The organism is Arthrobacter agilis, from assembly GCF_002953615.1.
Lineage (GTDB): Bacteria > Actinomycetota > Actinomycetes > Actinomycetales > Micrococcaceae > Arthrobacter_D > Arthrobacter_D agilis_B.
Genome location: NZ_CP024915.1, coordinates 2,712,111 through 2,722,822, shown reverse-complemented (window position 1 = coordinate 2,722,822; position 10,712 = coordinate 2,712,111). Strand labels below are relative to the sequence as shown.

Here is a 10,712-nt window from a genome sequence, read left to right as displayed (position 1 = left end):
CCCCCGCCTATTGCACCGCCCTGACCCGGGACGAGCTGCCGGCAGCCCTGGCGCGGGCCCAGAAGGACCTCCTGCCCGGTCGACGTGACCAGGCCATGGCGGCCATCGGGGAGAAGTTCGAATCACTGACCTCCGAGGAGATCGCTGCCCTCAACCGATCCATCTACGCATGAGCGCGGGGGACGGGTCGGAGCCCCTGGGAAGGGGGCACCTCGCATGCCGGAGGTACGGGAGGCTCGCTGGGTAGCAGGATGCAGCGGAGAGGTCGCGCTCGAGCGTCAGTGCAGGACGTCGTGTTCTAGCCGACGGTGGCTGGGCCGGCGAGGACGGCGGGGAGAAAACCGGGGAATGCCTTCTCCATGTCGTCGAGGCGGAGGAGGTTCATCCTTGCGTTGCCGACGACTTCGCGCATCATGACGCGGAGGCTCGAGAGCCCGTCTGGTCAGGACCACCGGACGCGTGGTTCTGGAGCGTGGTGACGACTGTGCGGACGGCAGTACGGTGGAGGGCTTCGGGGCGGCAGAGGATGTCGACGTGCCGGGCGAGGGGTAGGTCGTGGAGCGATTTCAGGACGATCCCGCTGCCCAGTGGTGGCGGTGCGGTGCGGCGGGGCATCAGGGCGATCGCAGAACCGGCCGAGACGATTGCGGCCGCGATGAGGAACTCGTTGATGCGGTGCGTGACCGTCGGGGGTCTGCCGGCATGAACGGCGATGGCTTGCAGGGCGGACTCCAGTGGGTATCCGTCCTGGACGGACACCCACTCCTCATCGAGGAGGTCTGCGACACCCACACTGGGGGCGAGGGCGAGCCGGTGTCGGTCCGACATGGCCACGTCCAGGGGTTCATGCACCAGGGGTAGGACGGAGATGGTGTCCGGCCACGGCTTGCTGTGTTCGAGGCGGTGCGCGATGACCAGGTCGTAGTCGGCGGCGAGGGCGGGAAAGGCCTCCTGTCCCACGTCCCTGTCGTGCAGGACCACCCGCGGGTTCCCGTCGGCGGACAGAGCGTGGAGGAGGGGGCCGAACCAGGTCAGGCCGGCACTGGTGAACGCCGAGATACTCACCGTCGCGGTGGGGTCCTGCACGTACCGGCTGACGGCCTGCTCGGCGGAGCTCATCGCGACACTGATGTCCACCGCAGCTGATGCCAGGGCCCGGCCGGCGCCTGTCAGGACAAGGTTCCGTCCCTTGCGTTCGGTCAGGGGTACCTCGACCCTGCGTTGCAGCGCAGTGAGTTGTTGCGACACGGCGGACGCCGAGACATGGAGGGACCGGGCCACCGCGGCGAGGCTGCCCCGTTCGCCCAACTCGCGAAGCAGCCGCAACTGGTGAAGATCCATAAGCGAATCCTAAACCCCTAGTTCATCAACTACCCTCTCGTCTTACCGATGTTCGACCAGCAGAATGGCGAAGTGCTGTCATCACTGCTGTCCCGGACACCGGGAACCGTCCTCGCCGGTCATCGAGACACATTCGGGGGGTTTGTTGCTGCACGCCGGGTGGATCTGCTCCTGCTGCTGGTCGCTCTCGTGTGGGGCAGCAGTTACCTCGCGGCCAAGACCCTCACGGAGACCGTCGGGGTCACGGTCATCCTTTCCCTGCGCTTCCTCATCACCACCGTGGCCCTGGTGGCACTCTGGTTGTTCTGGAACCGGCGTAGGGCCTCCCGCCGCGAAACGGTCGTGGGTGCGGTTCTGGGATGCACCCAGGCCGCTGTGCTCATCCTGGAAACCCACGGGATCGCCGGCACCAGCGCCACGAACGCCGGGCTGGTCATCAGTCTCGTCATCGTGTTCACCCCTGTGACCGAGAGCATCGCGTTCCGCGTACCACTGCCGCGCATGGTGCTCATCGCCGGGATCGTCGCGGTCGTCGGCGTGTGTCTCCTCGTCTCCGGGGACGGGTTCGTGGCACCGACGCTCGGGGACATGCTCGTCCTCGCGGCCGCACTCGTGCGCGCTGTCCACGTCACCGCGGTCTCGGTCCTCACCCGCGGACGCGGATTCAGTGCGCTCATGCTGACCCTGATTCAAAGCGCGGTGTGCGCCCTCATCTACACCCTCGCCGACTATCGAGGCGTGCTCCACGCCGTGCGGTACTTCGATACCGGCGAGTGGGTCGGCGTCCTCTACCTCGGACTCGCCTGCAGTGTGTTCGCGTTCCTCGTGCAGACCTGGGCCATCCAGCGCACCTCAGCATCGAGGGCCAGTCTCCTCATGGGGACCGAACCCATCTGGGCGGTCCTCATCGGACTCAGCATCGGGCAGGAGACACTCGATGTCCTCGGCATCATCGGAGCCGTCCTCATCATCACCGGCACCTACCTCGGACTACGCGCCGAAGCCCGCCACCGGACACCACACGTCCCGGTGCCTGTCTACCCATGACCGTCCGGCTCTCCGTCGCTTCCGTGCATGGTCCAGGACGCCCGTGCATGCCCGGCACGGCGGCCCATCGCTCGGCGGGCAGCGTGGTGCCGGCCTTCCCGGAGCAACCGATCCGAACGCGTCGAACCTCTCGGCGGGCGCCAGGGCGGTCAGAGGGAGCGCAGGAACCTGCGGGCCTGCTCCCTGCCGTCGACCTGGAGGGTGAGTCGCTGTCCAAGCGCTTCGACGACATCCTGGGCAATGGCGTTGACCTTCCGGTTCGTGTCCTGGCTGTGCTGGCTCATCACGTCGAACGCATCCTGGAGGCTGATACCCATGCGGCCGGCGAGGATCCCCTTGGCCTGGTCGATGGTGCTGCGCTTGGCGACCGAAGCGGCGACTGCTTCGTTCGCGAGCCGGTGGGAATCGGCGTGGATGGAGTGGGTGAGGTCGATCAGCAGGCCCCGCACGCCGATGCGTTCCCCGTCCTCCAGGAGTGGCCCTCCCACGACGAGCGTCTGGAAGTCCTTGCCGTTGCGGTCCTGCAGGGTCAGATAGGCGGACAGTGGGCCGTCCAGGTCGGTCGCCTCGGCCCAGAACGCAGCACTGCTCTCACGCATGCTCGGGTGGACGTGGCTCTGACCGAGCTCATATGTCGGTACGATCTCGCCGGGCTCGTACCCGTGCATGAGGAACATCTCGTCGGACCAGTGAAAGGTATCGGTGGCGAAGATGTACTGGAACGTGCCTGTCGGGCAATTCTCGAAGATGTCGGACGGCGCGTCGAAGCCCCGACGGGTCGGAGGCGACGGGTTGGATGACTGCACGAGGAGACGGCTCTCTACGGGACGTCGCAGAGCTGGCTGCTCAACTCTGTTCGTACCGAAGAGTAGCAAGCCTCACCGACACGAGAGTCCACCTACACCTGCCCGGGATGCAGATCGATGCGCGGACGAGCAGCTTCCCTCCGGCGGGAGGGTCAGGAGGTTCGGGTCGCATGGACGGCGAGACCGTAGAGGACGGGATCAAGCTCCCACAGCGCCTGTTCCAGGATGGACCGGTCCGCTGCCGGGAGAGGGGCAAGCCCACAGATGTAGGCCTCGATGTCCAGGGGGGTGAGGTTTCCGCACAGTCCGAAGTAGTCCAGCCACAGAGCATAGGGCTGCACCCCGATGAGGTGAGCGGCGTCGGAGAGCGCGGTGTGATGCTCGGCGGCGTTCATCGGCTTGCCCATCACTGCCCCTCCTCACGAGGTCGTGGTTCCACCGTAGACCCATCCGCGTACACCTGCCGGTTGCGTGCCATCCTCGGTCCCCGCATTGCATTCTGCGCCTGCAACCCCCGCGCACAGCCGCCCTGGTATGGCTGGGGCTGTGCGTCGGTGTCACCGTGGTCACCCCGGCCCTTCCCGTGCTCCTCCAATTGACCGTGTTCCTCATCGGTGGGTGCCTCGTGACCTGGCTGATCCTCGCGCAGATCAATGCGACCACCACCGCCATCACCGTCCAAGCCTCGCCTCCGCCCGCGACCTGAAGCATTCCTGCGCGAGGAGGCGGGCTACGCCTACATCCCGCGGACAGGGCTGCGGCTATTGCCTGGCCGTACCGGGATTCCCAGCACCCACGAGTTCCGGCGACTGTGTGCACACCCTCACGCTCCGCGTTCCACAGGCGGCGGTCCTCCGCGGACCGAAGGACCTCGAGCATCAAGAAAGCGTAGAGATGCGCGGTGTAGCCGTGAGGAAAGCGTAAGGATCGGCTTTCCGCTCCGTTGCGGGGTGTGTACTCGATTCCGTGCCCGCCGTGGCACCCGCCCGGCAGGAAGCCTGCGGATCGAAGTGCACTATCCCGTCTGATGGAGTTACTCGTGCTTGATGTCGTATATCTCGTGGGCAGCGCAGCCCTGTTCGGTGTGATCGCCCTGATCGCCAGGGCGGTGGAAAAACTGTGATCGTCTTCAATCTGATCGCCGTCGTCCTCGGTGTCGCGGCCCTGGGCTACCTGGTGTACGCCCTCGTGCGGCCGGAGCGTTTCTGATGACCCAGGCCGCGGCGTTTCTGCCGCTGCTGACCGTCGTCGTCGTGCTCGCCCTGCTCCACCGTCCGCTGGGCGACTACATGGCCCGGACCTTCACCGGCACGAAGGACCTCCGGATGGAGCGGGGGTTCTACCGCGTGCTCGGCGTCGTCCCGGCGTCGCTCCAGTCCTGGCGCTCCTACCTCACGGCTGTCCTCTCCTTCTCCGTGGTCGGTGTCCTACTCGTGTACGTGCTGCAGCGCACGCAGGCCGTGCTGCCCTACTCGCTCGGACTACCGGCGGTTCCCGAGGGACTCGCCTTCAACACGGCTGTCTCCTTCGTGACCAACACCAACTGGCAGTCCTACTCGCCGGAGGTGACCCTGGGCTACGCCGTGCAGATGGCGGCCCTCGCGGTGCAGAACTTCGTCTCCGCGGCCGTCGGGCTCGCCGTCGCAATTGCTTTCGTGCGGGGGCTGGCGGCCCGTCGGAACGCGGCTCTCGGTAATTTCTGGGTGGACCTGACCCGGTCGCTTTGGCGGATTCTGCTGCCAGGCGCCGTCATCGCTGCTCTCGTGCTGCTCGCAGGCGGGGTCATCCAGAACTTCGCCGGTTTCACGACCGTCACCACCCTGACAGGTGCCGGACAAACCCTCCCCGGCGGCCCGGTGGCCTCACAGGAGGCCATCAAGCTGCTCGGCACCAACGGAGGCGGCTTCTTCAACGCCAACTCCGCGCACCCCTTCGAGAACCCGTCACCCTGGACGAGCGTGTTCCAGGTCATCCTGATGCTCGCGATCCCGTTCAGCCTGCCCCGCACCTTCGGCACGATGATCGGCCAGCGCCGCCAGGGCTACGCCATCCTCGGCGCCATGTCAGCGATCTTCCTGCTGTCAACGACCGCGGCGACCCTGGCCGAACTGGCAGGGAACGGCACCGCACCGCAGGCCGCGGGGGCCGCGATGGAGGGCAAGGAGCAACGCTTCGGGGTCGTCGGGTCGACGCTGTTCGGCTCTGCCAGCACGCTCACCTCCACCGGTGCCGTGAACTCGATGCATGACAGTTCCACCGCGATCGGCGGGATGCTGCCGATGATCAACATGATGCTCGGCGAAGTCGCCCCGGGCGGCGTGGGGTCGGGTCTGTACGGCATGCTGATCCTCGCCGTCGTCACCGTCTTCATCTCCGGTCTGCTCGTGGGCCGGACGCCCGAGTACCTCGGCAAGAAGATCGGTGCGCGGGAGATCAAGCTCGCGAGCCTCTACATCCTGACCATGCCGACACTCGTCCTCGCGGGAACCGCCCTGAGCTTCGCGGTGCCTGCCCTCCGCACGGACATCGACAGCACGTCCATCCTCAACCCCGGCCTCCATGGTCTGTCCGAAGTGCTCTACGCGTTCACCTCCGCGGCCAACAACAACGGATCGGCCTTCGCAGGTCTCACCGCGAACACGCCGTGGTTGAACACCGCGCTCGGTGTGGTCATGCTGCTGGGACGCTTCCTGCCCATGGTCTTCGTCCTCGCCCTTGCCGGGTCCTTCGCGATACAGGACAGGGTGCCCGCCACCGCCGGGACGGTGCCCACGGACCGGATCCAGTCCGTCACCCTCCTCGTCGGGGTCACTGTCGTCGTCACCGCCCTCACCTTCTTCCCCGTGCTCGCACTGGGTCCCCTTGCGGAAGGAACGCTCTAGATCATGTCCACCATCACCGAAACATCCGCCGTCAGCAGCAGCGACAGCGCCAGTCCCCGGCCCACACCGCCGAGAAGGGCCTCGGCGTTCTCCGCCGCCCAGCTTGCTCAGGCTCTGCCCGGTGCCGTCCGAAAGCTCGACCCGCGTCAGATGGTCCGCACGCCCGTCATGTTCATCGTCGAGGCAGGAGCGGCGCTGATCACCGCCATCGCCATCGCCGAACCGTTCCTCGGAGGGCCACAGGCATCGGGTGGCAGCGAGGTCCCACCCTCGTTCACCTGGCTCATCGCCGGCTGGCTCTGGCTGACGGTTCTGTTCGCGAATCTCGCCGAGTCCGTCGCCGAGGGTCGGGGCAAGGCGCAGGCCTCCAGCCTGCGCCAGGCACGGACGGGCACGACGGCACGGGTGGTACGCGACTACGCACCCGAGACCGACCCGGGTGCCTGGCGGGCGACCGTGACCGCGGTGTCATCCTCGGAGGTCGCCCGCGGCGACATCGTGCTGATCGAGGCCGATGAGACAGTACCGGGTGACGGAGAGATCATCTGGGGCATCGCCTCTGTGGACGAGTCGGCGATCACCGGCGAGTCAGCCCCCGTGGTCCGCGAAACCGGCGGCGACCGGTCCGCCGTCACGGGCGGCACGCGTGTACTGTCGGACCGCATCGTCGTCCTCATCACGAGCCAGCCGGGGGACACCTTCGTGGACCGCATGATCCGGCTCGTCGAGGGCGCCGAACGTCAGAAGACTCCGAACGAGGTGGCGCTGAACATCCTGCTCGCCACGCTCTCGATCGTGTTCACCGTGGTGGTCCTCACCATCAACCCGATCGCGAGCTCCTCGGACGTCACGGTCAGCGTACCGGTGCTGGTGGCACTGCTCGTCTGCCTCATCCCGACCACGATCGGGGCGCTGCTCTCTGCCATCGGCATCGCGGGCATGGACCGGCTCGTGCAGCACAACGTCCTCGCCATGTCCGGCCGGGCGGTCGAGGCGGCGGGTGACGTCACGACCCTCCTCCTCGACAAGACCGGCACCATCACCTACGGCAACCGGCGGGCGAGCGAGTTCATCACCGTCGCCGACGCAGACCGCCACGAGCTGATCGCCGCCGCCGCACAGTCGTCCCTCAGCGACCCCACTCCGGAGGGAACCTCGATCGTGGACCTCGCGGTCACCGAGGGCTTCGTCCGCAAGGAGGTGGACGGCGATGTGGTCCCGTTCTCGGCTCGGACCAGGATGAGCGGTGTCGACTTCGTGGATGGATCGAGCGTCCGCAAAGGCGCCGGGAGCGCGGTCCGCGAGTGGGTCACGGCCGCCTCCGGCATGGTCACTGCGGAGCTCGGGGAGACGGTGGACCGCATCTCCCAGTCGGGTGGGACGCCTCTCGTGGTCGCCGTGCGGGACGTCACGGGTAGGGCCCGGGTCCTCGGCGTCGTCCACCTCAAGGATGTCGTGAAGGAAGGGCTCCCGGAGCGGTTCGCGGAGCTGCGCTCCATGGGCATCCGCACCGTCATGATCACCGGCGACAACCACCTCACCGCACAGGCCATCGCCGCGGAGGCCGGTCTGGACGACTATCTCGCCGAAGCGACGCCCGAGGACAAGATGCGCCTCATCCGCAAGGAACAGGAGGGAGGCTCTCTCGTCGCGATGACCGGTGACGGTACGAACGACGCCCCTGCCCTGGCACTGGCGGACGTCGGCGTGGCCATGAACACCGGCACCTCCGCCGCGAAGGAGGCGGGAAACATGGTGGACCTGGATTCCGACCCCACGAAACTCATCGACATCGTCAGGATCGGCAAGCAGCTGCTCATCACACGCGGGGCGCTGACCACGTTCTCCATCGCGAACGACGTCGCGAAGTACTTCGCGATCATTCCCGCCATGTTCACCGGCGCCCTTCCGGGCCTCGCGGCACTCAACGTGATGCAGCTGCACTCGCCGTCGTCGGCGATCCTCGCCGCAATCATCTTCAATGCGCTGATCATCGTCGCGTTGATCCCGCTGTCCCTGCGCGGTGTGAAGTACCGCGCGGCGTCTGCGTCCAGCACTCTCAACCGGAACCTGTTCGTCTACGGGCTCGGCGGCATCATCGCCCCGTTCATCGGCATCAAGGCCATCGACCTGGTGCTGTCCCTCGTGCCCGGATTCTGATCCTCCATTCCTGCCATACCACCGCAAAGGCCTGTCATGAGTTCTTCCCGCAGCACCGTCCGACAGCTCGGTACCGCAGTCCGGGCGCTCGTCGTCCTGACCCTCGTCCTCGGCATCGGCTACCCGCTCGCCATCACGGGCATCGGCCAGCTGGCACTGAACAACCGCGCCGATGGGCAGCCGCTCATCCTCGACGGCACCGCCGTCGGGTCAGCGATCATCGGCCAGTCCTTCACCGACGCCGACGGCGCCGCCTTCCCGGAGTGGTTCCAGTCCCGTCCGTCCGCCGCGGGGAACGGGTACGACGGCGGCGCCTCCAGCGGCAGCAACCTCGGCCCCGAGAACCGCGACCTTGTCACGGCGATCGAGGAGCGGCGGGCCGCCGTCGCCGAGCTCGAAGGCGTGGATCCGGCCACGGTTCCCGCGGATGCGCTCACAGCATCGGCGTCGGGGCTCGACCCGCACATCAGCCCCGCGTACGCGCAGCTGCAGGTGGCGCGCGTGGCCGCCGAACGCGGACTTGAAGAGGGCGACGTCGAAGCCCTCGTGGAGGAGCGCACGCAGGGCCCCGACCTCGGGTACCTCGGGGAGCCGACGGTCAACGTGGTCGAATTGAACATGGCCCTCGCGCAGCTGGACACTTAGGCCCATGACACGAGGCCGATTGAAGGTGTTCCTGGGAGCGGCACCCGGGGTGGGCAAGACCTACACGATGCTCGAGGAGGGCCGTCGGCTCCTCGGTGAGGGGCGCGACGTCGTCGTGGCCATCGTCGAGACGCACGGGCGTATCGCCACCGAGGCCATGGCCGACGGCCTCGCGGTGCTGCCGCGCCGGACCGTGGACCACCGCGGCGTGCGCCTCACCGACCTCGACCTCGAGGGTGTCCTGGCACGTCGCCCCGAGATAGCGCTCGTCGACGAACTCGCGCACACGAATGCCCCGGGGACCGACTACGAGAAAAGGTGGCAGGACGTCGAGGCGCTGCTCGACGCCGGGATCAACGTCCTGAGCACCATCAACGTCCAGCACATCGAGTCCCTCAACGACGTCGTAGAGCGCATCACGGGCGTGCCGCACCGCGAGACGATCCCGGACGAGGTGCTGCGCCGGGCCGACCAGGTGGAGGTGGTGGACCTCGCGCCGGAGGCCCTGCGCGGGCGCCTCGCCGACGGCTGCATCTACCCGTCCGGGCGCATCGACGCCGCGCTGTCCAACTATTTCCGTGTCGGCAACCTCACCGCGTTGCGCGAACTCGCGCTCCTGTGGCTCGCGGACGAGGTGGACAGCGCACTGCAGCGGTACCGGTCCGAGCAGGGCATCGACGATAAGTGGGAGGCACGCGAGAGGGTCGTCGTGGCGCTGACCGGCGGGCCGGAGGGCCGCACGCTGCTCCGCCGCGGGGCGCGGATCGCCTCGCGGTCCGCGGGAGGGCAGCTCCTGGCGGTGCACGTCACGAACCAGGACGGCCTGCGCGACGCCGATCCGGCCGAGCTCGCGGCGCAGCGGGGCCTCGTGCAGAAGCTCGGTGGCACGTACTACGAGGTGGTGGGAGACCAGACCTCGAAGGCTCTCGTGGACTTCGCGAAGGGCGCCAACGCCAGCCAGCTCGTCATCGGCGTGAGCCGCAGGTCGCGCCTCGCCGCCCTTCTCACCGGTCCCGGGATCGGCGCCACCGTGATCCGGGAGTCGGGCGAGATCGACGTGCACATGGTCACTCATGCTGCGGCCGGCCGCAGGTTCGCGCTGCCTCATCCCGGCGGGGCACTGTCCTGGCGGCGTCGGGCGCTCGGTGCCCTGGTGGCTCTGGTCGGCGGCCCGCTCCTGACCCTGCTGCTGACAATTTTCCGGTCTGAGGAGTCCATCACCGGGGACGTCCTCAGCTACCAGCTGCTCGTGATCGTCGTCGCCCTGATCGGCGGGATCTGGCCCGCGTTGTTCGCCGCCGTCCTGTCCGGCCTGACACTCGACTTCTTCTTCATCGACCCGGTCCGCACCCTCACCATCGGCGAGCCGGCGCACTTCACCGCGCTCATTCTCTACATCGTCAACGCCGTCCTGGTCAGCTACGTCGTCGACCAGGCTGCGCGTCGGACCCGCGCGGCGTCGCGCGCTGCCGCGGAATCCGAACTACTCGCGACCATAGCGGGAGGGGTGCTCCGCGGGCAGGACACGCTGCGGGCACTGGTCACCCGGACCCGGGAGGCCTTCGGGCTCGACGCCGTTCGACTGCGGGGTGTCGACGGTACCCTGCTGAGCGAGGCCACCTCCCAGCCGCCATCGCCCGGGCAGGCCGAGGCCGTGACTGTCCCCGTGGGCGAACGTGCAGTCCTCGAACTCGATGGCCGGCCGCTGGCAGCTGCGGATCGGAGACTGCTCGCCGTCATCACGACCCAAGTGGACACAGCCCTCGAGTACCGGGATCTTTCCCGGGCCGCGAGTGAAGTAGGCCCCCTCGCCGAAGCCGACCGGGTACGC

10 protein-coding genes are annotated in these 10,712 nt (G+C 67.7%); 7 read left to right on the top strand and 3 right to left on the bottom strand.

Annotated elements, in window-relative coordinates; translation table 11 throughout:
- Positions 1-411: 411 nt before the first annotated feature.
- On the bottom strand, positions 412-1,341 hold the full coding sequence (locus tag CVO76_RS13235) for a LysR family transcriptional regulator (RefSeq protein ID WP_208739594.1): 930 nt from the start codon (positions 1,339-1,341) through the stop codon (positions 412-414).
- Positions 1,342-1,413: 72 nt separating this feature from the next.
- Here CVO76_RS13235 and CVO76_RS13230 point away from each other — a divergent pair, with 72 nt between their 5' ends.
- Positions 1,414-2,388, top strand: coding sequence for a DMT family transporter (locus CVO76_RS13230; protein WP_208739593.1), 975 nt, complete (start codon positions 1,414-1,416; stop codon positions 2,386-2,388).
- Positions 2,389-2,537: 149 nt separating this feature from the next.
- Here the strand turns inward: CVO76_RS13230 and CVO76_RS13225 are convergent, their stop codons facing one another.
- Positions 2,538-3,194, bottom strand: a complete 657-nt coding sequence (locus CVO76_RS13225; RefSeq protein ID WP_208739592.1) for a PAS and ANTAR domain-containing protein — start codon at positions 3,192-3,194, stop codon at positions 2,538-2,540.
- A 152-nt stretch (positions 3,195-3,346) separates the two neighbouring features.
- A complete protein-coding gene (locus CVO76_RS13220) occupies positions 3,347-3,601 on the bottom strand; it encodes a hypothetical protein (protein ID WP_133081734.1) in 255 nt (84 codons plus the stop codon).
- Positions 3,602-3,756: 155 nt separating this feature from the next.
- Here CVO76_RS13220 and CVO76_RS13215 point away from each other — a divergent pair, with 155 nt between their 5' ends.
- The 6 genes from CVO76_RS13215 to CVO76_RS13190 all read left to right on the top strand — a co-directional run.
- Positions 3,757-3,900, top strand: a complete 144-nt coding sequence (locus CVO76_RS13215; RefSeq protein ID WP_208739591.1) for a hypothetical protein — start codon at positions 3,757-3,759, stop codon at positions 3,898-3,900.
- Positions 3,901-4,313: 413 nt separating this feature from the next.
- Positions 4,314-4,403, top strand: coding sequence for a K(+)-transporting ATPase subunit F (kdpF, locus tag CVO76_RS13210; RefSeq protein WP_208739590.1), 90 nt, complete (start codon positions 4,314-4,316; stop codon positions 4,401-4,403).
- Positions 4,403-6,076 carry a potassium-transporting ATPase subunit KdpA gene (gene kdpA / locus CVO76_RS13205; protein ID WP_208739589.1) on the top strand — a complete coding sequence of 558 codons (1,674 nt, stop codon included), beginning with the start codon at positions 4,403-4,405 and terminating at the stop codon, positions 6,074-6,076. The genes kdpF and kdpA overlap by 1 nt, the downstream gene beginning before the upstream one ends.
- A gap of 3 nt (positions 6,077-6,079) precedes the next feature.
- Positions 6,080-8,236 carry a potassium-transporting ATPase subunit KdpB gene (gene kdpB, locus CVO76_RS13200; RefSeq protein WP_208739588.1) on the top strand — a complete coding sequence of 719 codons (2,157 nt, stop codon included), beginning with the start codon at positions 6,080-6,082 and terminating at the stop codon, positions 8,234-8,236.
- A 36-nt stretch (positions 8,237-8,272) separates the two neighbouring features.
- Complete coding sequence (kdpC, locus tag CVO76_RS13195; protein WP_208739587.1) at positions 8,273-8,881, top strand: potassium-transporting ATPase subunit KdpC; 609 nt, start codon at positions 8,273-8,275, stop codon at positions 8,879-8,881.
- A gap of 4 nt (positions 8,882-8,885) precedes the next feature.
- Positions 8,886-10,712 (top strand): sensor histidine kinase (locus CVO76_RS13190; protein ID WP_208739586.1); only part of this gene is annotated, 1,827 nt, incomplete at its 3' end.

Bases quoted from the DNA above. Each gene is read 5' to 3' on its own strand.
- kdpB (WP_208739588.1), top strand. From the start codon at position 6,080: ATGTCCACCATCACCGAAACATCCGCCGTCAGCAGCAGCGACAGCGCC.
- CVO76_RS13220 (WP_133081734.1), bottom strand. From the start codon at position 3,601: ATGGGCAAGCCGATGAACGCCGCCGAGCATCACACCGCGCTCTCCGAC.
- kdpA (WP_208739589.1), top strand. From the start codon at position 4,403: ATGACCCAGGCCGCGGCGTTTCTGCCGCTGCTGACCGTCGTCGTCGTG.
- kdpC (WP_208739587.1), top strand. From the start codon at position 8,273: ATGAGTTCTTCCCGCAGCACCGTCCGACAGCTCGGTACCGCAGTCCGG.
- CVO76_RS13235 (WP_208739594.1), bottom strand. From the start codon at position 1,341: ATGGATCTTCACCAGTTGCGGCTGCTTCGCGAGTTGGGCGAACGGGGC.